The following is a 21,374-nucleotide window of genomic DNA, read 5'->3' as shown; positions in this document are numbered from 1 at the left end:
AAAAGTCTTGCGATCACTTCGGAATATTCTTGCGCAATTTTCTTTGCAAACTTTGTCGATGCAATCCCAACTTCTTCGCGGCCTGAGTGATATTGCCGTCGGAATTTTGCAAAACGTAATCGATATATTCACGCTCCATACGGGCTAAAGAGATCTCGGATTCTTCTGTTGGCTTATTGGCCGCCTCTTCGCCATTGAAGGCTTTCACGATCATATCGGGGCTGACCGGTTTTGTGAGGAAGTTTTCCGCTCCCATCTGCATGGCTTTCACAGCAGAGGCCACGCTGCCAAAACCGCTCATCAAGATGATACGAATTCCTGGGAATTTCTTTTTTAAATCGTTCATCAGATCAAGACCATTTTCTTGCCCTATGCGCAGGTCCAATAAAGCACCATCAAGGGTAGAGACTTGACTCAGATTTGGAAGCTCGGCAAAGGCTTGAACCTCAAATCCACGTTCACTGAGTTCTTCCTTCAAAACCTCACGCAAGCGTTTGTCGTCCTCAACCAACAAAAGTTTTTTCACTGCGATTTTCATGAAAGCACCCCTTCCTGTGGAAGAGTGAATTTTGCGGTGGCACCAACTCCTGACGAGTTATTGAACAAAGAAAACTCGCCTCCCATAGACTGCGCTGCCATGTGAGCCGAATAAACTCCAAGGCCGTTGCCATTTTTCTTGTCGGTCGCGAAGGGCTCCCCAAGTCTTGAAAGGATCTCTTGAGAAAGACCTTTTCCTGAGTCGATGATTTCTAAAATCAAATTCGTGCTTTCACTGTACAGGCGCAAAGATATTTTTCCAGACATATCCGAGGCTTCAGCGGCATTATCTAACAGATCAAACACTGTTTGAGAAAACGCTAAGACTTGCAGGCGGCAATTGAAGTCTTTGTCTTCAAAATGAGTCTCTACATGAAATGAAGGATTGTCTTGCTTCCATGCCTTCAAAATATCGCGCAACAAAGACGGCACCTTCGTTTTTTGCAACTCCCCTTCAGTCGATTGAGAGAAAACCCCGGCCATATGATGAAAGACCGAAATACACTCGTTCAAAGATTCTTGAGCTTCATTGAGTTCGCCAAGAATTTCCAGTTGCTGCGCCGATTTGCGTGTGGCGCGATCCATACGCAATTTCAACGCATTCAATGGGGTCGCCATTTGATGTGAGAATCCCGCAGTCAAAGCTCCCAACGCCTTTAAGCGATCTGCTTTAAGCTGGCGTTCTTGCAAATTACGAATGCGCTGCTCTTGTTTTTGCATCAGATCTGAAAACAGATAGGCCACGAACCATGCGACGCCGATCAAGATCCATTGTGCAAGGAACTGGAAATACAGTTCGCGATGATCAACATTAAGGGTCACTTCAGCATCTTGATAAGTCTCACTTTGTAGGATGGCTAATAATCCGAGGACCAAAGCCAAAAAGAAAAAGCTGCGCCAACGACGCAAAAGACTTCCCCCCAAAAACGCATGAATGCATAAAACGAAAATAAAGGGATTATTCGCTGATCCCGTCGCGAACAACAATCCTGTCGCCGCTAAAAGATCTACTAACAACTGCACGAAAACGATTCGCTCTTCCTGAGCGGCAGAAGGACGACTCCAAATTCCCTCGGTCAAACCATTCAAGACTGCAAGCAATGCGATGACTGCCATAAGATATGGCATCTGCGACTTTTGCAAATAGCCCACCTGAAGCATCGGAGCGACCCCGAGAATCATGCCCGTGATGGCAAGCCAACGAAAACGAACCAAACCCTGGATTCGGTTCGCTGATTCGGGCCAGAATACTTTAAGAAAGCTGGAAGTCATGGCCCCTTCATAATCGACACGACATGACCTCGCAAGGAAGTCTTGCTGCTGCAACCGGAAGTTGCTTGTGCGGCGCTTCTCTCTTAATCGCAAGTTACTTGCATTTAAGAGAAAACCCGCTACATTAGCAAAACCACACATAAAAGGATCTATCCATGCGCAAGTTTTTGCCTTTATTTGCACTCCTGGCGTTAACACCTATGGCTCATGCTCAGTCGCAGGCCCCCTTAGTACAGAATTTGAATTTCTCGGCGGCTTTAGATGCCGTAGCTCCGATGGATTTCGATGATTCAAGCAACAACCAACTGCAAATTCGTTCGGCCGAGTTGATGTTGTACGGAGCTGTCGATACCTACTTCGACGCCGTCATCAACTTTGCAGCTCATAATGAAAACGGTGAATACAAGGCTGAACTTCATGAGGGCTACATCGCCTCTTCGAAACTTTTTGACGGTTTCCGCTTTAAGGCCGGTACTTACTTCCTAGGAGTAGGACGTTTGAATCAATTCCACCAACATGACTGGCCCTTTATTTCCGCCCCCCGTGTTCAGCGTGAGTTCTTCGCGGAAGAAGGTATTCACGATACAGGTTTAGAGATGAGTTACCTGCTTCCACTAGATAGCTATTGGGATATCACGGTAGGTGTCACTGACGGCTATCAATGGGGCGAAAACAGTCCACGCGAAAAACCTCGTGTGCCAGTTCACTATATTCACCCTGTGACATTCATTGATTTGGGTGCTGATCGCGGCTTGCAAATCGGCGCAAGTTATTTGGGAAGAACGGATTCTACTGGCTTACAAACCAAACTGACTGGTCTTGATTTTGTCTTCAAGCAAAAGGAGGGCAAATTCAATCGCTGGTTCTTCCAATCAGAATTTTGGAATCAGGAACAGAATAGCAGTGAAACAGCATACTCTAACAAAATTGGTGGTTATGTTTACCCAGAGTACGGCTTCGATGAAAATGTTTTCTTTGGTGTTCGCGTCGATGCGTTTTCTGACCTTACACAAAAATTCTCGGGCACTTCAGATCGTCAAAAGAACCTGGATTATGCCTTTGTTCCGACATTTAGTTATAAAACCAGTGAATTTACGACATGGCGTCTTGCCTTCACTTACGAGGTGCAAAATTCCGAGTTGCAAGCTGATCAAATTGATAGAAAAATTGAACTTCAATTCATTGCCATCTTGGGCGCTCATCCAGCGCATCCATTCTAGAGGTGATTCGTGAAAAATATTATTCTTGCTCTAACATTCCTTCTTTCTTCAAGTGCTTTTGCTAAAATAAAAGTTGTTGCAACTTTGCCTGACATTGCCGAAGTCGTTCGCGCCATTGGTGGTGACGATGTCGATGTTTCAACTTTATTGTCGGGGAATGAAGATCCGCACTTCTCTGATGCTCGTCCTGACTATATTTTGAAAGTTCGTCGCGCTGATGTGGTCTGCGCGATCGGTCTTGACCTTGAAATCGGTTGGCTGCCAAAAGTTTTGGATAAATCTGGAAATGCGAAAGTTCAACCAGGCGGTTTGGGCTTCTGCGAATTGGGCCATGCTGTAAAACCACTCGAAATTCCAGTGGGAGTCGTAGATCGTTCTTTAGGCGACGTACACCCTCACGGCAATCCACACTTCACGACGGACCCTTTGAAACTGGCTGAATCTGGCGAAGAGGTCGTCAGAGTTCTTTCATCTGTCGATCCAGCAAAAGCATCTGAGTTTCAGAAAAATTATGAAACGTTCAAAAAGAAAATGGCCGATCTTCGCATGGCGACTCAGAAGAAAATCAAAAAAGTGAAGGTCATGGAGTATCACAAGGAATTCACTTATTTCTTTGCTGCTTATGGTCTTGAATCCGCAGGTTCCTTAGAGGAAAAACCAGGCATGCCTCCTTCAGCCGCTCGTATCGCTGCTGTTGCCGCCAATGCAAAACAAGCAAAGGTTGCCGTGTTGTTTGCGACAGCTTCGGCTCCGCACGCGACGCTTGAAAGATTTCACGAATTATCCGGAATTCCAGTTGTCACTGTTCCCTCGTACGTAACGACTTCTGGTGAATCAAAAACCATTGAAGGTTTGCAAAACCTTCTGGCAAACTCAATTCCATAGGATCTGACTATGGCAAAACTTTTAGAGGTGAAAGGGCTTCAGGCGTTCAGTCGTGAAAACCGCGCCCTTTCCCCCATCGTAAATTTTGAATTGCACGAAGGCGAAGTTCTTTTCCTGCGCGGTGAAAATGGTGCGGGAAAAAGTACAATTATGAAAACCCTTTTGGGCCTCCATAAAAACTATGTCGGAGAATTTCAAATTTTCCCCTCGAAAAACGAGATTCAATATCTGCCGCAATTAGGAAATCTGAGTTTTCATTTGCCGCTGACTTTAGCAGATATGTTAGAGAGCCCGTCGAACTCTCCCCTTCTTAAAGGTTTAGACCTTAACAAGAAATGGAATACCGCGAGTGGTGGTGAACGGCAGAAAGTCTTATTCACTTCAGCGTTAATGAAACAGCCACGAATTTTATTCCTAGATGAACCTTTCAATCACGTGGACAGAGAAGCAGGGCTGCTGTTGGAGGAAAGCCTTGGTGACTATCTGAAAACACATCCTCAGACGGCGATGGTTCTGATTTCTCATCGATCTTTGATTCTTGATTGGCCTACTGTTCGCTTTGTGGAGATTCGCTGATGTCATCTTTTTTAGAACTTCTACAAGTGTACAAATGGTCCTTGCCAGCAAGCTTGATGATGGCTGCAGCGCTATCACTGGTTGGTGCTCAATGGACAGCACGCGAGAAAAGCGCACAGGTGTTTGTATTGGGCCAAGGTTCCTCTTTAGGAATCGTATTGGGCTTAGTGGCCAATATCTTAATGAAGACCGACTTCCATTGGTTAAGTATCTTAATCGGTCTTTCTTTGGGATGGCAGACATTAATCATCTCTGATTTTGCTATCGAAAAAAAATCTGATCGCAATCATATTTATCTGACGCTGTTTGTGTTCTTTCTTGCGTTGACTTACTTGATGACGGCACTGACTCCGTCACTTGAGTCTCATATGGCTTCAGCTTACTTCGGTGACTTAGCGGTGATGAGTGACAGCGAAGGCCAAATCGCTCTTGTAGCGGCTTTGATCTTCGCAGGTTTTGTGCTTAAAAATTGGCGAAAGCTGACACGCATTTCTTTTGAGCTTGTCAATCATAGCTGGATTCATTCAAGTTGGAAAAATCGTATCTTTGATATTGGGACGTTGTTGCTGACGACCCTGTCAATTCAAGGGATGGGCTATCTATTTACGATCGGGTCTTTGTTCATTTCAACAAGTTTCGCTTCACAACGAAGCAAGAATCTTAATAGTTATACGCAAAGAATTCTGCTGATCTCAAGTATGGGGTGTCTGGTAGGTTTCGCGATTTCGTTGTTATCCACAACCTTACCAACAGTACCTTGTGTGCTGTTAGGACAGATGATTGTGGGTTTCCTTACTTACATGAAGAAATAATGGAATGATGGCTGGGCTTCTTTTTTCTGGCCATCAATGTTGAACAAGCAAATCACTTCGCTGCGAACGCCTTTTTTTACATTGAAAATGGTCAAATCCGCATTTTCAATGATCTGATGAAGACCACGACCAGCTCCGCCCTTTTCTGAATTCAAGCTTCCCGCAGTGCCGTTATAGCAAGTCATCAAGTAGTTCACGATAATATCTTTGGTCAAAGAACCAAATGGATCTACAACTGAAACCGCAAGCAAAACACCATCACTTCCATAGCAAAGCTGCGACTGCTGGTGAGTTTCCAGTTGGATTTCATTCTTACGAGTCAAATGATTGAAAAGGGATTTGCCTTGAGCATCGACCGGAGCATCGTAGATCGCATTCATTAACATTTCTTCAGAGACTGTATTCACGCGATCTAAAACTGTATTTCTTACGCCCATCTTTTTGAAATAAGCGCACATATCGTCACGAAGCTGTTCGCGTTGACCTGAGTGAGTGACAGCTCTCTTTTGAACTTCCACACCCCATGTCAGATACTTCTCGACCCCAAAAAGGTCTTTATTCAAAAGTTTCCCGAGAGCTGTAAGGACATAGCGAATCGTTGCATTCTTATCTTCCGCATCGCGAGAAATAATGTGTTCAACGAAGCGATTGTTTTCAAGAATCTTCAGGTTTCCTTGCACGTCCTTACTAGTCAAAAGAACCGCGTAAGGAGACAGCTTTCCCTCATAAACTTCCTTCAGAACTTCCACGCCACTTTCTTCACTGAGAACGATGTCGTATTTGTTTTCCTTTAAGAAGTTACGAGCAGCTTCAGCATCACCCGCCAAATCCAACTGCACGCCTGTTCCGCCAAGGGCCATGCGCACTGGAAGTTGCTGTTTTTTATCCGGCTCCACCAAAAGAACACGTCCACCATGACCACGAGTCAACGCACGTTGAGCTTCATGAAGTTCGCGGTTTAAGATCTCAAATAAACGAGCTTTCTCGTTCGTCTTCACCAAGCGTTCTGTCAAAATGAAGCAATAGATTTGGTAAAGCAAAGCCTCGAAATGATCTTTATCTTTTGGATGAACGTGTGCGAAATCTTCGGAACGGATCGCAAAGCACTCGACTGTTGAAAGTGCCTTCACCGTCGTCGAGGCGGGATTGGAGGTGATGACACTCATCTCACCAAAAACTTCACCGGCCGCATCAATTGTCGTGATAATTTCGCCGCCAAGAGAAACTTCGACTTTTCCTTTGCGTAAGAAAAGCAATGAGTCGTTCTTTTGTCCCTCTTTTAAAAGATAGTCACTCTCTTTAAAATCAACGGAATGAACCATCGCAGAAACCTGCAACAACAAATCCTGATTAAAGGATTTGAAGAAAGAATATCCCTTGATTTCCTTGGCTACGTCGGCCGGGTGCAATCTCATATAGAACCAATTATGTGGTGATACAGGGGGGATTGGGTAGATAGGTCTTGAATATTTCTAAGAATATTACAAAAATTAAGTCTATCGTCGGTGTTCGGGAGTAAACTTGTTTCCACTTATCCACGTCACTTCTTCTGTTAGCATTCCAACTTATTATTTAGTGATAAGTTTAGTAGTGATTTTGAGTTTGGTGTGGGTTGCTCGCCGTGCGGAAAAGTTTGGACTGTCTCGCAATATTGCTCTCGACGTTAGTCTAATCCTTATGATCTGTGGCTTTATAGGCGGACGACTGATGCATGTTTTCTATGAAAGCCTTTCTTATTACCAGGAAAATTGGATGCGCATTCTTTATTTCTGGGATGGCGGATTTGTTTTCTATGGAGGCGCTTTGCTGAGTGCCCTCGCGGGAATTTTATTTTTAGAATGGAAAGTTCACACTCAGACTGAAAAATATCTGGATATGTTTGCTCCTGTTGTGGCTCTTGCTTACGGCTTAGGCCGCATCGGATGTTTGCTTGCCGGCTGTTGCTATGGCAGAACCTGCGAGCTTCCTTGGGCTGTGGCCGGTCGTCACCCTGCTCAGGCCTACGCATTTTTGTGGGAACTTGGTGTCGTCTGCATTCTTCTTGGCATTGAATCGATTCAACCAGCCGATCGCAAACCCGTGGTTCTAAAAAACAAAGGAAGTGTCTTTTACGTGTGGATGATCCTTCACGGTATTGGAAGATTATTGATGGAAAGTTTCCGTGATGACTTCCGCGGCCCTTCATTGGGTCTTTCTATTTCCAGCTGGATCAGCTTGTGTTTAATAGCTTTGGGATTATTTCTTCTATTGAGCAGGAAGCCAGCAAGTCGGAGCTCGGCACTCTGATCCCAACTGACATTGGGCTCCAGCCAAGAATGTGTCTAAACGGCATTGATCTGATGGATAAGTATTTAGAACCAATTCCTTCGCAGGCTTCTCATGAACATCTAGACTGACCGGTATAAATTCGTGATAAGAATATTTCTGGAAGAAGTTCACAAGATCCCATCCTGTTTGCGCCGTTCTTTCACAATCAACATTATCACCACACATCTGAAGAATTTGCGGAGCAATATCAGTTAAAGAAACAAGCTCTGGATGATCGCGAAGGTACTCTGGCAAACATTGGCTTCCCGCATAGAAATCAGACTGCCCTTCCGTTGAAGCCCATTCCGATCCAGGAATCGTCTGCTGTGGCGCTCCTGCAAGGATATGTCCTAACTCGTGGCAGAGGATTGCCGCCATCATCACTTTCTTCATCCCTTGAGCTCGGACAGTGCCTCCCCACAAAGAGACTTGCATGAAGTCGTCTTTTTTTATTGCGTAGGCCGCGAAGTAAGGACTGCTCCACTCGTTGGGAATTACAAAGGGCTTGCCTGTTTTCGCAGTCACTTTTTCTTGAAAGCGATTTTGAAATTCATTGATGGTTTCGATGTAGTCTCGTTCTGAGACATTGGAAACATTTGGTGAGCCTACAGGTAAATAGAAGTAATCAGTGCCCGCACTTTCCTGAGCGTGAACGCCCCTGCCCATCGATGATTTCGTGGTCTGCATCGACGTCACTAACAACGCAATCAAAAGAGTCGCCAAAATGTAGGGTGAAACTTTAAGTCCCTTCATGGCTTCGCAAGTTAACACAAAATCCGGGCCGTGCGGTGTGGACTGTAATCAATTTAAAAGCATGTCAGGAATTGTCTCAGTGTGAGACTTCTCGACAAAAGCGACGCAATTTGTCTCTTTTCCCTCGGGAGTTCGACAGATTCGCCACCCTCAGATTCGATTTATGGACATTTGATGGAGTGAACTTAGTGGCACAACTCATGAACTATGGATTCAATGAGGAAGTTTATTTTTTTTAGAGAGGTCTTTATGAAAAAGCTCTTATTCTCGACAATCGCGTTAGTGTCTGCAGTTTGGTTTGTTGGCTGTAGCAAAGGTGGCGGAGGATCCGACACTGTTATTCCGACATGCACATACGTGAATGGTGTTTGTTCGAACGGTGGTATTACTTATCCAGGCGCTACGACACAGTATCGTTACTATGATTATAAATACTACTTCGATTCTACTGGTATGTCTTACCCTCAATACGCGGGTGGTATGACAATCGTAAACTCAGGTGCTTATCAAGCATTCTTAAGAGAAGCGATGGCAGTGTGCGATAACGCCTCATACAGTTATGGAAGTTCAAGCTGTTCAACGTGGGCACAAGGTTCTTTGCAAGTGCAATTTACTGTGGATGCTTCAATGGTTCCGCAAATTTACTTTGCCGCAGTTCCAGGTGCTTCATGGGGTAGTTTCAACTTCGGTTGGTACGGCAGTAACGGTGTCACAATGAATCCGTTGACTCTAAATACTGGAACAACTTTCAGCTTGATCAATAACAGCCAAGGTTTTGAAATCCGCTCACAAGGCTCTTCTTTGAATGCTGGTGGCTTGAAATTGATCCAAATCCAAGTGAACCAAGGTACTTTGGGTCAAAACAATCTGTCTTACAAATTGTTCTACCCATACAACGGTGTTGCGACTTTATTCGCGACAGGTACTTTCAAACTCTTCTAATTCATAAATCTTTGTCTTCTGGCTGCGCGTCTTGCGCCGCCAGAAAGACTTTGCAAGAATCCATTTCATGACTGAACCAAAAGCTCGTGAAGTCAAATGCCCGCAGTGCGGGCGTTTAGCTTTGTACTCACCAGACAATCCATTTCGTCCTTTTTGCTCAGAAAGATGCCGACTTATTGATCTCGGTGAATGGGCAAGTGAAGGTTATCGAATCCCCGTCACCGGCCAATCTTCAAGTGACACTTTAACTTCCGACGATGATTATTATGATGATCACGAGGGCGGAGAAGATCAAGAGCACTAAGAAGATTTCAAAATCTTCCGCGAAGCCGCACTCTGAGCCTTTTTCGCAAATTGGTATTGACGAAAACTGATTTTTGATTTCATATTTGGCTGTCATTGGATGACGAAGAGTTATCATCAAGATTTTAATTACAACGCAAGACACACAAATGTGTCTAAACAGGAGTTCACATGAACAAAGCACAACTTATCGAAAAAATCGCTGGCGAAACTAAAGTTTCTAAAGCTCAAGCTGAAGCAATTTTGGACTGCGCAGTAGAAAACATCAAAAAAGCAGTTAAAAAAGGTGACGATGTTAAACTTGTTGGCTTCGGTACTTTCACTAAAGCTAAACGTAAAGCTCGCACTGGCCGCAACCCACAAACTGGTAAAGCAATCAAAATCCCAGCTGCTTGGGCTCCAAAATTCCGCGCTGGCGCAGAATTCAAATCAATGGTTAAGTAATCTCCTTTAAAGAGATTCTTTCCTAAAGGACGTTCGCAAGAGCGTCCTTTTTTTTTGCCTTCATCACATCAAAGCAGTACGCTTTTCCTATGGCGAACTTTAATCAGAAAATCAAAAGAATCGGTGTCTACACAAGCGGAGGTGATGCTCCCGGAATGAATGCAGCGATTCGCGCAGTCGTTCGTGTTGGTATCGCACAAAATCTGGAAGTTTACGGCATTCACAGCGGCTACGTCGGAATGATTGAAAACAGCATTCAACCACTTCATTTGCGTGATATGGCGAATATCATTCAACGTGGCGGAACAATGTTAAAAACAGGCCGTTCAACTGATTTCATGAAGCCTGAAGGTCGCGCCAAAGCGGCAGCTCATATCAAAGCGGCGGGCATTGATGCGTGCGTGTGCATCGGTGGTGATGGTTCCTTCCGCGGAGCTCACGCCTTGTGGGAAGAACATCAAATTCCTATCGTCGGCATTCCCGGCACCATCGATAATGATATTTTTGGAAGTGATAAAACTATCGGCTTCGACACGGCTGTGAATACCGCTTTGGAAGCTATCGATAGAATTCGCGATACAGCGGCTTCCCATGATCGCCTGTTCATTGTTGAAGTGATGGGAAGGAATTCTGGATTCATTGCTTCTCATGTCGGCATCGCAGGTGGCGCAGAAGAAATCTTTACTCCAGATGGCAATGTCACTGTTGAAAAAGCTATCGAACATATCAAGGAAGGTATTCTTCGAGGAAAAACCAGCAGTATTTTGATCGCGGCTGAAGGACAAAAGCCGGGCCGAGCTTATGATTTGGCTGATTCTATTCGTAAAAAATCCGGTATGGATGCAAAAGTTTGTATCTTAGGTCACCAACAACGTGGTGGATCTCCGACGGCTGCAGATCGTATTTTGGCCAGCCGAATGGGTGCTGCTGCCGTAGACTCTTTGCTCAAAGGTTTCTGTGACATCATGATCGGCACAGAGGGCGAACGCCTTGTACAAGTTCCCTTGGATGTCGTTACCAAGACCGAAAAGAAATCCCAAATGGATCTGATTTCTTTAGCAAATCTTTTGGCTACTTAGATTATCTTTCACTCACGAGGCATCTCGATCTCACATCACAAGCCAAGGTTCTCTAAGGGAGTAGGAAGGCTGATTTACCTTTAGGCCCACCGAAGAGCGGCCTTTGCCGGCGCCACGATGGCGCGAACCACGGCGCAGCCGTGGCGGCAACAGAGGCCGGACGCCGTGCCGCTCGAAGCGTGGGTCTAAAGGTAAATTAGCCTTCCCACTCCCTTAGAGGATCAGTCATTTTGACCTTGACCTCTGCCGTAGGAGCTTGAATTCTAAAGGATATTTGCATTCTGAATCTACAAATGAGGTTTTCATGAAACGTCTTCTTCTTTCTCTCGTATTGGTACTTCCGCTTCTTGCGGGCTGTACAAAAAAAGACAACGAAATTGCCATCGGTGAATATGACTCTATGACTGGAAGCGAAGCGACTTTCGGTTTGAGTTCAAACAAAGGTGTTCGTCTTGCTATCGATGAAATCAACGCTGCCGGTGGAGTGAAAGGTAAAAAACTTGCTCTGACTGCAATGGATGACCAAGGCAAAAATGAAGAGGCGGCGGCAGCAGTCACTCGCTTGATCACGCAAAACAAAGTTGTGGCGATCCTAGGTGGCGTTGCCAGTGGTCGTTCAAAAGCGGCAGCTCCGATTGCTCAATCTAAAGGTGTACCATTTCTTTCAACAGGATCTACAAATCCTGACGTTACCAAAATCGGTAACTTTGTATTCCGCGTTTGCTTTATCGATCCATTTCAAGGTTTTGTGATGGCAAAGTTCGCAAATGAAAACCTGAAACTTAAAAAAGTGGCCATTCTTCGTGACGTAAAAAATGATTACAGTGTCGGTCTTGCTGACGCTTTCGTTCAAGAATTTAAAAAACGCGGTGGCGAAATCGTAGATGATTTGAGCTACCAATCTGGCGATATTGATTTCAAAGCTCAACTGACTCAAATCCGTTCAAAAAATCCAGACGGCATCTATATTCCTGGCTATTACACGGAAGTAGGCTTGATTGCACAACAAGCTCGTCAATTGGGTATCAAAGCTCCTTTGATGGGAGGCGACGGTTGGGATAGCGATAAGCTTTCTGAAATCGGCAAAGATGCTATCAATGGCAATTACTATTCAAACCACTACACGACTGAGTCCACAGACCCGGCTGTGACAGAGTTTATTAAGAAATTCAAAGCAAAATACAACGAAACTCCAGATGCGTTGGCAGCCCTTGGATACGACGCCGCTAAAATTTTGGCCGCTGCAATTGAACGTGCTCATGACTTGTCAGGCAATGCAATCCGTGATGAACTAGCTAAGACCAAAGATTTCGCCGGAGTGACTGGCAAAATCACTTTGAATGAAAATCGCGATGCTGTGAAAAGCGCCGTGATCATTCAAGTCGACGGCAAAAATCGTAAGTACGTAACAACGATCAGCCCGTAGCACTTTAAGGAGTTTCATGCAGGATTTCGTACAACATCTTATCAATGGGATTAGCCTCGGTTCTATCTATGCGCTGATCGCCCTTGGTTACACGATGGTGTACGGGATCTTGAAGATGATTAACTTCGCCCACTCTGACGTTTACATGGTGGGTGCTTTCGCGGCTTATTACGTCGCACGCTGGATGGGCATCGATGCTCAACCAGGAATCGGCACTTTGATTTTACTTCTTGTGGTGTCGATGGTTTTCTGTAGCATTCTTGGTCTCTTGATCGAGCGTCTTGCTTATCGCCCTCTTCGCAATGCGCCTAAATTGAATATTCTTATTACTGCTATTGGAGTCAGCCTGTTGCTTGAATACGGCGGCCAGGTTGTTTTCGGAGCCGATCCCAAAGTTTTTCCAGATGTCATGAAAGATTTTGTGATCTTTTCCGTTGGTGGTATTGAGTTGAGATCTTTCGACGTTACTGTTTTGATCGTAAGTATTCTCGCGATGTTGGGTTTGCAATTCCTGATTTACAAAACAAAGTTGGGAAAAGCGATGCGCGCTGTAAGCGCCAACCCTGGCGTCGCAAGTCTTATGGGCATCAATCCTGATCGCATTATCGCTTTCACTTTTGTCGTGGGTTCTGCACTTGCGGGTGTCGGCAGCGTTCTTGTCGGCATGAAGTATCCAAAAATTGATCCCTTGATGGGCATGATGATTGGCCTTAAAGCTTTCGTCGCAGCTGTTCTTGGCGGCATCGGCAACGTTGGTGGAGCAGTTGTCGGAGCTTTAATCATGGGCCTGTCCGAAGAACTTGTAGTCGCTTATTTGTCGAGCACTTATCGCGATGCTTTGGCCTTTGGTATTCTGATTGTCATCTTGATCTTTAAACCTGCAGGTATTTTCGGAAAATATTCAGTGGAGAAGGTGTGATGATAAAGTCTTTTAAAAATCCTCTTCTTGCATTGATTGCTTTGTCAGTTTTAGGCTTCATCTTTGATGTCGGGTTAAATGCTTATATTCAATTAACCATTTTGTTTATTCTTGTGAATTGTCTGATGTCTATGAGCCTGAATTTGGTGAACGGCTACACTGGTCAGTTTTCCTTGGGCCATGCAGGGTTTATGGCAATCGGCGCCTACTTTTCTGCCTATGCTTCGACGAGATGGAATTTCCTGCCAGAGAATCTTCAACTGATCAGCAACTTCGTTTTTGTGATCGGCAGCGGATTGCTTGCGGCCTTTGCAGGATTTATCGTCGGACTTCCTTCTTTGCGATTAAAAGGGGATTATCTTGCGATTGTGACTTTAGGATTTGGCGAGATCATTCGAGTGGCACTTCTGAATATGGATTTTCTAGGTGGGCCTCGAGGATATGCAAATATTCCAAGTCTTGGATCTTTCTTTTCATCATTCATCTTTGCAAGCATCTGGATGATAGTTTGCTTCTTCACGATCTGGCGCGTGATGAGATCTAGCTACGGACGAGGGTTCCTGAGCGTCCGAGAAGATGAAATCGCTGCCGAGTCGATGGGTATTAACACCACCGGAATGAAAGTGCGTGCTTTTGTCTTATCAAGCTTTTTCGCCGGAGTTGCAGGAGCTTTGTTTGCGCATTTTACAAACTTCATCAATCCTTCTTCATTCACATTCTTGCAAAGCGTGAATGCCGTGATCATGGTCGTTCTGGGCGGCATGGGTTCAATGACAGGGGCTATCGTTGCGGCAATCTTTATTACAGCTTTGCCCGAGCTTCTTCGCCCCCTTCAGGAAATCACTGGTGTTGATTTGCGCATGGTGATTTATGCATTGTCTTTAATTCTGGTGATGATCTGGAGGCCGAAAGGCATCTTCGGTGATCTTGAACTTACAGATGTTTGGAGAAAATATGTCCGACGTTCTGCTTGAGGCTCGCAAGATCACTATGCAATTCGGCGGCCTGAAGGCCGTTGACTCTTTAGAATTTAGAATTCTAAAGGGGCAGCTTGCAGGATTGATTGGCCCTAATGGAGCGGGAAAAACAACGGTCTTCAATATGTTGACCGGTGTCTATCAACCAACTCAAGGTGAAGTCGTCCTCGAAGGAAACTCTTTAAAAGGATTCCGACCTTTTCAGATTTCCCAAAAGGGTATTGCTAGAACATTTCAAAATATTCGCCTATTTAAGAATCTTTCTGTTTTAGACAATGTTTTGGTGGCGACTCATCAGCACGTGCACTACGGAATTCTTGACCCACTTTTGCAAACGAAACGTTTTGTTGAGAGTGAAAACTATTTGACTGAAAAAGCCATGAATCTTTTGCGGCTATTTTCTTTGGAAAATAAAGCCCATGAAATGGCCTGCTCACTTCCTTATGGCCAGCAACGCAAACTTGAAATTGTTCGTGCTCTTGCCACTGATCCTAAAATTATTTTATTAGATGAGCCTGCCGCAGGAATGAATCATTCCGAGACCCATGGATTGATGGAAACTATCGCACAAATTCGCGAAAAGTTTAATTTGACTGTTTTGTTGATCGAACACGACATGAAACTTGTTATGGGTATTTGTGAAAATATCATCGTCCTTGATCATGGGACCAAGATTGAAGAAGGCTCGCCCGCTCTCATTCAGAACTCGCAAAAAGTTATCGAAGCTTATCTTGGTGTAGAGGAAGAGTTATGACGTCTCCCCTAATTTCAACTGATAACCTGCATGTTCACTATGGATCCATTCACGCATTGAAAGGTGTTACCTTCCAAGTGAATCAAGGCGAAATCGTGAGTTTGATTGGAGCCAATGGCGCCGGAAAAACAACGACGTTACGGGCTCTTTCAGGTTTGATACCTAGTACAGGGAAAATCTATTTTCAGGAACAGGATCTATCGAAAGTTCCTACGTTCAAACGCGTCGGACTTGGTATTGCACAGTCTCCAGAAGGTCGCGGCGTCTTTCCACTTATGAGTGTAGAAGAGAACCTTGAAATGGGCGCCTACTCGCGCAAGGACAAGGTCGAAATCAAACGTGACAGAGACATGTGCTTGGAACTTTTTCCACGCCTAAAAGAGCGTTTATGGCAAATGGCTGGCACTATGTCAGGCGGCGAGCAGCAGATGCTTGCGATTAGCCGTGCGTTAATGTCTCGTCCTAAAATCTTGCTTTTAGACGAGCCGTCATTGGGACTTGCTCCACTAATCGTTGCGCAGATTTTCGATATCGTAAAAAAGCTTAATCAAGATGGAATGACGATCTTGTTGGTCGAGCAAAATGCTCGTATGGCTTTGAAGATTTCGCATCGTGCTTATGTGTTGGAAACTGGCAAGATTGTGATGCAAGATTCCGGTTCGAATCTTTTGAATAACGATGAAGTTCGCAAAAGCTATTTGGGCGTTTAGTATTCGCGAGTCGCTTTAAAAGCTATTAATGAAATAAAAAAGCCCCTGCACGAGGGGCTTTTTCTTTTTAGGCCATTTTTTGAAGCGTCACTTCAAACTCTGTTCCGTGCCCGTCTTTGACAGGAGACTTCACTGATACCGTTCCGTCATGGGCTTCGACAACTGCTTTTACAAAGGTCAGGCCCAATCCCATTCCATATTCAGAGCGGCTTTTGTCACTGCGATATAGTTTTTGCCAAATCATCGAGTGTTCATCCGCTGCGATCCCCGGGCCCGAATCAGTCACTCGAAGAATGACATGTTCAGTTTGGTTGATCGTTTCTATTGTTACAACACCACCGGCGGGTGTGTACTTATGCGCATTATCCAGCAAGTTCGCGATCACTCGGCTAATCAGACGAGCATCCACCATGGCCCAGTCATGATTATCCAGCTTTTGTACGACACGGATGTCTTTTTCTTCAAAAGCCATCTCGTATAAACTCATGATCTCGCGAACCAAATCACTGATAAATTTCTTTTCAAGCTTCAATCTTTTACTGCGGTTTTCTGCCTCAGTAATATCAGTCAATACCTGTAGGAAATTAAGAATCTTATCCGAGTTTTCAAAGCAGCTTTGCAAAGCTTCACGGTAAGACTCGATGTCCCCTTCACTTGTCAGAGCAATTTCCGCACGACCACGTAAGCGAGTCACTGGAGTACGAATATCATGGGCCAAGTGATCGAAGGCTTCTTTAAGTCCATTCACCAGGTTTTCGATCTTATCCAGCATCTTATTGAATAGGATTTTTAGTTCTTCCAACTCATCGTCACTGCCACCGATCGGAACGCGAGTATTGAAAGCACCAGCATCGATCTTTTTCATCGAGTTGATGATCTCACGGACCGGGCTTAGCGTAGAGTTCGAAAGCAACAAACCACCTAGGAATCCAATAAAAGCCACCGGAATCAAAGACCACCAGAAAATTTTTTGTAAATTACGAAGCTGGGCCGCCAAGCCCTCGGTGCTTTTTGCAACTACGACACGGCTACCGTCTTTCAAACTCTTACCAAGAATCATAATGGCTTCGTGACCATGTTGTTCAGGCAAAGAAAGAGCAAAACTGCTATGTGCGTTTTGCAGACTCATCTCTTTTTTCAAAGAGTTCATATCGACTTTAAAGCTTGGGAAAGGCTCGTGAAAAAACAGGGTCTCTTCTCGAGGCGAGAAAACACCTACTAGCAAAGCCGCATCTCGATCGTAGTTCGGGATGTACTTAAAGTATTCGTCGAACTCCTTGAGTCCACGAATCTCGATGCGGTTGCTATATTCTTCGAGTTTACTTTGAAGAACCGTGCGCTCCTGTTCTTGAAGCGCGCGGGTAATTTGAAAGTATAGATAACTGAAAATCAGCGTAGAACTAAGAATCAGTACTAAAGAATACGCGAACGTTAATTTAGTACTGATTCGGAACAGCGTCGGCTTAAGACGACTTAAGAACATATCCTACACCTCTGACTGTATAGATTAGGCGTGTAGGGAAATCTTTTTCCAGCTTGTTTCTGAGACGGCATACCAATACGTCTACCACATTTGTTTGTGGATCAAAATCATAATTCCAAACTTCCTTCAGGATAGTCTGTTTACCGATTATCTTGTTTGGATTGCTCATGAAAAGATCAAGAAGAACGAATTCACGCTCTTGAAGATCCAATTTTCTTCCCGCACGGACCACATCACGGTTCAAGCGGTTCAATTTCAAATCTTGGAAAACCAATTGAGTCACTTCGGAAGCTTTTTGAGCGCGCTTCAAAAGATTCTTCACGCGAATTTGCAATTCAGCCATCGCGAAAGGTTTCGTAAGATAATCATCGCCACCCATGCTTAAGCCTTTAAGGCGATCATCAAGCTCACGCAGAGCACTCAAGATGAGGATTGGAGTGTTCACTTCTTTTTCACGAAGAGACTTTGCGAATGTGTAACCATCCATTTCAGGCAGCATCAAATCCAACACGATGATATCGTAATGATTAGTCAAAGCTCTTTCGAAAGCGCGACGGCCGTTGGATTCAACTTCCACTTCGCCTTCAAGCTCGCCAAGGCCTTGTTTTACAATCGTTGCAATCTCATTATCGTCTTCAACAACTAAGCATCTCATTCGGAGTCACCTTTGTTACGTGCGTTTAATTTCTGGCGCCAGTGTATATCAGGAATGTTTCTAAACAAAAGGCCGATTTTTAATTAATATGGCAAAAAGCCCCATTATTACAGACATTTAATCGCTGTGCCGAGTAAGATTGCCGAGAAGAAATCTGAAACCAAACGAAAGGTGATTGCCAAATAAAAAAAAACAGGCTCCGGGTCAGAGAGCCTGTTTCGACATGGTTTGGTTTAGATCTACTAGAGCCTCACAGCGGGAGCTGTGAAGACCCCATTAAAAGCTTACTTAAAATTACTTATCTCAGTTAAAGCTCATCCAATTACAGATGAGCTATTTAACTAATGCAATTATCGTTTCAATTGGATTACTTCGTTAAGAAGCTCATCCGTTGTTGTGATTGTCTTCGCATTGGCTTGGAAACCACGTTGATTTTGGATCATGTTTACGAACTCAGTTGCTAGATCCACAGTAGATCTCTCAAGGGATTTCGCGAACAATTTGCCGCGACCTGCAGTGCCCGGGCCACCGATAGAAGGAGTTCCAGAATCTCTAGATTCTTTCAAACGGTTGTTACCAACTTTAAACATCGCTTCTGGATTTTCGAATTTCGCAAGAGCGATTTGCGCCAAGTCTTGTGCTTGACCGTTAGAGTAAACTGCCGTCAACACGCCTTCGTCAGAGAATGACAAGTTCGTGATTGTACCTGCAGCTGCTCCATCTTGATGCCAAGAGATAAGGTCAGAGTTCTTACCATATTGCTTAGTACCGTCGATACCTTTACCGCCGTCTTTAATAGCGTCACCGAAGTTGATTTTAATTTCTTGTCCTTGAAGAGCACCGCCCTTGAAGTTGAAATTAGATGAAGTCATTGTGTTGCTATCAAGTTTACCGTCAACGGTGAACTCCAACTTACCAGAACATACTTGAGACAGTTTGCCTTCTTCGCCGCCAGTAACTTCTTTACCGTCAACCAGGCCTTTGTATTCCCATTGTCTGTCTGCTGTCTTATTGAAGAACAAGCTCAATAAGTGCTTATTACCTTGAGAGTCGTACATCTCAACACCTGTAGAGTAGTGAGAAGTCGAGTATGGATCTTTGATATCGAATTTCTTATTGGCTTCCATACGAGAATCCAAGTTAAGGTCCAACTTGATTTCTTTAGTAGCTTTCGCTGGAATCAATGCGCGAGGGAATTTGATGTCAGTCAATTTATTCAAGATATTCCCTTTATCATCAGTCGAGAAACCCTGAACTTTTTGATTGTCGTTTGTTACTAGGTAACCTTCACGGTCAAAGTGGAAAGAACCATCACGAGTATAAGATTCACCATCTGAACCTTTTACTTTGAAATAACCATCGCCAGAGATCGCAAGGTCCGTTACTTTTTCAGTTGCATCCACGTTACCTTGAGAAAGGATTGGGTTTACCGCACCGATCTTAACACCGCGACCAATTTGGTTACCACCAAGGATACCTTTTAAGTTTTTAGAGATAATATCTTGGAATTCTGCGCGGCTCGCTTTGAAACCGACAGTGTTCGCGTTGGCGATATTGTCACCGATAACGCCTAGGGCTTCGCCCTGAGCCGTCATACCAGACACACCCGTGTACAATGAAGAAAGAATACCCATGTGACCTCCATGTCGTTGGCAGTTCTAGTCGAGAACCACCGTTTTGGAGGGCCTCCTCTACGAGGACCAGCCCTAATATTTAGTTTTTAAAACCAACCTCAACACATCATATGTTTCGGTCTTTTCCGCTATCTGTCACTTCGGGACAGCTTCGCAGAATTTGCGCCCTAGATCACCACTGTGCTGTCGATGTTCGTGAACACATTTTCTTTCAATGCATTCTTGTCCATCACTGTGACAACAGTGTTGTTCTTCACGCTGACGATCAGTGCAGAGTCATTCATTAACACTAATGAATCCTTTGAACCTTTCGCCGCAGCTCTCGAAATCGCGTCACTAAGCTTCGTGATGTCTTCGGGGCTATAACTAATGCCTCGAGTTCTCATACGCTCAATTGCGTGATTCGAAAACTTCACTCCTTCAGAAGGCTTTGTTAGCCCTTGAGGATTCACTTGATTCAAGCCTTGCGGTTTGTTGACTCCGCCGACTTGCTCCAAGGCGTCCTTGAAGGAAGGTCCCGCTCCGCCAAGGTCAGGTTGTTGAACCTTACCCGGTTGCTTCGGGATGAGTTGATCGAATGTCTGTATCTTCTTTAAGTCAACCATCTTACTTCATCGTCTCCTTAGCGATCTTCTCCATCATGTCTCGGGACAAACCCACGGTATCCATGATCTTAGATTTTGCTACAGGCGATGGAGTAGTGGAAGTCTTTTGTGACTCTACGTTCCCCTCTTTTTTAGTTTGCGCTGTGACATCACCTTTCTTCAAGTCTAGGTTTGTAACATCATTTACTTTCTGGTCGTTGTTCATAAGACGTGGGTCTGTGATCTTTTTTACGTCTCTGAAGCGAATCGCTTGGTTCCCTACGTTCAAGATAGGGCCTTCACCAGAATAGCTGACTCCCGTGATCACTCCTTCGAAGTCTGTTTTGATTCCCAATTTTTTTCCGTCAGAAGTTTTTGCTTCTGCCATGAATTGATATTCTCCTGCCGGAGCTTTCATGCCTCTTTCGTCTTCGCCATTCCAAGTGAGTTTGTTATCACCCTTCTTCAATCCTTTCAGATTGTACGTACGAACAACGTTGCCATCAGAATCGCGCACTTTCACAGTGACTTCGCTTGATTCCATTGGAAGAGAAAAACGGAAATCGTGTTCTTTGTCGTTTGGTCCGCGCATCACTTTTGAAGAGTCACCAGCAACGGCTTTACCAATCAAGTTCAACGCTTGGAAATTTTCAGAAGGCTTTTGTGCGTTCTTCAATTCTTCAAGTGTCTTGTTCATGTTCTGCATTTGCTCGAGTGACGAGAAGTTCGCCAATTGAGCCGCCATCTCATGTGACTTCATCGGATTCGTCGGATCTTGATTCTTCATTTGTGCAAGCATCAATTTGAAGAAAGCATCTTTATCCAAATTTGGATTACCTACAGTGCGAACTTTCTTAGAAGGATCTGTCCAATTGGGATCTGCAAGTTTATTGGCGACCGAGCCAACATCTTCCTCGCCGGTTTTTACTCTATCTTGGGCACTGATTGTATTCGCTGCGTTGTTTGTACTTTCAGGTTTCGCCGAAGTCGCACCGAACGCATTCACTCCCAATTTAGCATTTACCATTGTCATTTCGTCTTCTCCATTTAAAAGTTGCTTCAGCCTTCGCGCCTTCCGGCGCTGTGGCTCTGCCGGCCTCCG

23 protein-coding genes are annotated in these 21,374 nt (G+C 44.6%); 14 read left to right on the top strand and 9 right to left on the bottom strand.

All coding sequences use genetic code 11. From position 1 onward, the window contains the following. Positions 1-13 precede the first annotated feature (13 nt). The gene (locus tag VF412_RS00995) at positions 14-538 is read right to left on the bottom strand and encodes a response regulator transcription factor (protein ID WP_331337323.1); all 525 of its coding nucleotides are present in this window, start codon (positions 536-538) and stop codon (positions 14-16) included. Beyond that, on the bottom strand, positions 535-1,809 hold the full coding sequence (locus VF412_RS00990) for a HAMP domain-containing sensor histidine kinase (RefSeq protein ID WP_331337322.1): 1,275 nt from the start codon (positions 1,807-1,809) through the stop codon (positions 535-537). The genes VF412_RS00995 and VF412_RS00990 overlap by 4 nt, the downstream gene beginning before the upstream one ends. Positions 1,810-1,964: 155 nt before the next feature. Here VF412_RS00990 and VF412_RS00985 point away from each other — a divergent pair, with 155 nt between their 5' ends. Genes VF412_RS00985 through VF412_RS00970 form a run of 4 tightly spaced genes read left to right on the top strand, consistent with a single transcriptional unit; the run spans position 1,965 to position 5,302 of the window. After that, the gene (locus VF412_RS00985) at positions 1,965-3,029 is read left to right on the top strand and encodes an outer membrane beta-barrel protein (RefSeq protein ID WP_331337321.1); all 1,065 of its coding nucleotides are present in this window, start codon (positions 1,965-1,967) and stop codon (positions 3,027-3,029) included. 9 nt (positions 3,030-3,038) lie between these two features. Continuing rightward, the gene (locus VF412_RS00980) at positions 3,039-3,914 is read left to right on the top strand and encodes a metal ABC transporter substrate-binding protein (RefSeq protein WP_331337320.1); all 876 of its coding nucleotides are present in this window, start codon (positions 3,039-3,041) and stop codon (positions 3,912-3,914) included. Between the two features lie 9 nt (positions 3,915-3,923). Further along, on the top strand, positions 3,924-4,490 hold the full coding sequence (locus tag VF412_RS00975; protein ID WP_331337319.1) for an ATP-binding cassette domain-containing protein: 567 nt from the start codon (positions 3,924-3,926) through the stop codon (positions 4,488-4,490). Next, positions 4,490-5,302, top strand: a complete 813-nt coding sequence (locus VF412_RS00970; RefSeq protein WP_331337318.1) for a metal ABC transporter permease — start codon at positions 4,490-4,492, stop codon at positions 5,300-5,302. The genes VF412_RS00975 and VF412_RS00970 overlap by 1 nt, the downstream gene beginning before the upstream one ends. Here VF412_RS00970 and VF412_RS00965 read toward each other — a convergent pair. Next, positions 5,287-6,717, bottom strand: a complete 1,431-nt coding sequence (locus VF412_RS00965) for a cyclic nucleotide-binding domain-containing protein (RefSeq protein ID WP_331337317.1) — start codon at positions 6,715-6,717, stop codon at positions 5,287-5,289. The two genes, VF412_RS00970 and VF412_RS00965, sit on opposite strands and share 16 nt — an antisense overlap. Positions 6,718-6,823: 106 nt before the next feature. On the opposite strand from VF412_RS00965, the gene VF412_RS00960 reads away from it, so the two are divergent. Continuing rightward, positions 6,824-7,588 carry a prolipoprotein diacylglyceryl transferase gene (locus VF412_RS00960; RefSeq protein WP_331337316.1) on the top strand — a complete coding sequence of 255 codons (765 nt, stop codon included), beginning with the start codon at positions 6,824-6,826 and terminating at the stop codon, positions 7,586-7,588. Here VF412_RS00960 and VF412_RS00955 read toward each other — a convergent pair. Next, positions 7,547-8,362 carry a hypothetical protein gene (locus VF412_RS00955; protein ID WP_331337315.1) on the bottom strand — a complete coding sequence of 272 codons (816 nt, stop codon included), beginning with the start codon at positions 8,360-8,362 and terminating at the stop codon, positions 7,547-7,549. The two genes, VF412_RS00960 and VF412_RS00955, sit on opposite strands and share 42 nt — an antisense overlap. Positions 8,363-8,611: 249 nt before the next feature. Between VF412_RS00955 and VF412_RS00950 the strand changes: the two genes are divergently transcribed. From VF412_RS00950 to VF412_RS00910, 9 genes are all read left to right on the top strand, one after another. Then, entirely contained in the window at positions 8,612-9,304 is a 693-nt protein-coding gene (locus VF412_RS00950) for a hypothetical protein (protein WP_331337314.1), read from the top strand. A gap of 67 nt (positions 9,305-9,371) precedes the next feature. Then, complete coding sequence (locus tag VF412_RS00945; protein ID WP_331337313.1) at positions 9,372-9,608, top strand: DNA gyrase inhibitor YacG; 237 nt, start codon at positions 9,372-9,374, stop codon at positions 9,606-9,608. Positions 9,609-9,778: 170 nt separating this feature from the next. Then, positions 9,779-10,051, top strand: a complete 273-nt coding sequence (locus VF412_RS00940; protein ID WP_142701575.1) for an HU family DNA-binding protein — start codon at positions 9,779-9,781, stop codon at positions 10,049-10,051. A gap of 89 nt (positions 10,052-10,140) precedes the next feature. Further along, positions 10,141-11,130: a 6-phosphofructokinase gene (gene pfkA / locus VF412_RS00935; RefSeq protein ID WP_331337312.1), complete on the top strand. Its 990-nt coding sequence runs from the start codon at positions 10,141-10,143 to the stop codon at positions 11,128-11,130. A 304-nt stretch (positions 11,131-11,434) separates the two neighbouring features. Beyond that, positions 11,435-12,556, top strand: a complete 1,122-nt coding sequence (locus tag VF412_RS00930) for an ABC transporter substrate-binding protein (protein WP_331337311.1) — start codon at positions 11,435-11,437, stop codon at positions 12,554-12,556. 16 nt (positions 12,557-12,572) lie between these two features. Further along, the gene (locus VF412_RS00925; RefSeq protein WP_331337310.1) at positions 12,573-13,475 is read left to right on the top strand and encodes a branched-chain amino acid ABC transporter permease; all 903 of its coding nucleotides are present in this window, start codon (positions 12,573-12,575) and stop codon (positions 13,473-13,475) included. 2 nt (positions 13,476-13,477) lie between these two features. Then, positions 13,478-14,449, top strand: coding sequence for a branched-chain amino acid ABC transporter permease (locus tag VF412_RS00920; RefSeq protein ID WP_414640826.1), 972 nt, complete (start codon positions 13,478-13,480; stop codon positions 14,447-14,449). Beyond that, positions 14,430-15,206: an ABC transporter ATP-binding protein gene (locus VF412_RS00915; protein ID WP_331337309.1), complete on the top strand. Its 777-nt coding sequence runs from the start codon at positions 14,430-14,432 to the stop codon at positions 15,204-15,206. Before VF412_RS00920 ends, VF412_RS00915 begins: the two co-directional genes overlap by 20 nt. Beyond that, the gene (locus tag VF412_RS00910) at positions 15,203-15,916 is read left to right on the top strand and encodes an ABC transporter ATP-binding protein (RefSeq protein ID WP_331337308.1); all 714 of its coding nucleotides are present in this window, start codon (positions 15,203-15,205) and stop codon (positions 15,914-15,916) included. The genes VF412_RS00915 and VF412_RS00910 overlap by 4 nt, the downstream gene beginning before the upstream one ends. Before the next feature lie 67 nt (positions 15,917-15,983). Here the strand turns inward: VF412_RS00910 and VF412_RS00905 are convergent, their stop codons facing one another. The 5 genes from VF412_RS00905 to VF412_RS00885 all read right to left on the bottom strand — a co-directional run bounded on the left by VF412_RS00905 (position 15,984) and on the right by VF412_RS00885 (position 21,305). Continuing rightward, positions 15,984-17,399, bottom strand: coding sequence for an ATP-binding protein (locus VF412_RS00905; protein WP_331337307.1), 1,416 nt, complete (start codon positions 17,397-17,399; stop codon positions 15,984-15,986). Beyond that, entirely contained in the window at positions 17,380-18,054 is a 675-nt protein-coding gene (locus tag VF412_RS00900; protein ID WP_142697640.1) for a response regulator transcription factor, read from the bottom strand. Before VF412_RS00900 ends, VF412_RS00905 begins: the two co-directional genes overlap by 20 nt. Positions 18,055-18,404: 350 nt before the next feature. Further along, positions 18,405-19,688 (bottom strand): flagellar hook protein FlgE, encoded by a 1,284-nt coding sequence (locus tag VF412_RS00895; protein ID WP_331337306.1) that lies wholly within the window; start codon positions 19,686-19,688, stop codon positions 18,405-18,407. Between the two features lie 167 nt (positions 19,689-19,855). Further along, positions 19,856-20,293, bottom strand: coding sequence for a TIGR02530 family flagellar biosynthesis protein (locus tag VF412_RS00890; RefSeq protein WP_331337305.1), 438 nt, complete (start codon positions 20,291-20,293; stop codon positions 19,856-19,858). A gap of 1 nt (position 20,294) precedes the next feature. Continuing rightward, on the bottom strand, positions 20,295-21,305 hold the full coding sequence (locus VF412_RS00885; RefSeq protein WP_331337304.1) for a flagellar hook assembly protein FlgD: 1,011 nt from the start codon (positions 21,303-21,305) through the stop codon (positions 20,295-20,297). Between the last annotated feature and the right edge of the window lie 69 nt (positions 21,306-21,374).

Source organism: Bdellovibrio sp., assembly GCF_036384735.1.
In the GTDB taxonomy this organism is placed as follows: domain Bacteria; phylum Bdellovibrionota; class Bdellovibrionia; order Bdellovibrionales; family Bdellovibrionaceae; genus Bdellovibrio.
This window is presented reverse-complemented; position numbering and strand designations above follow the sequence as displayed.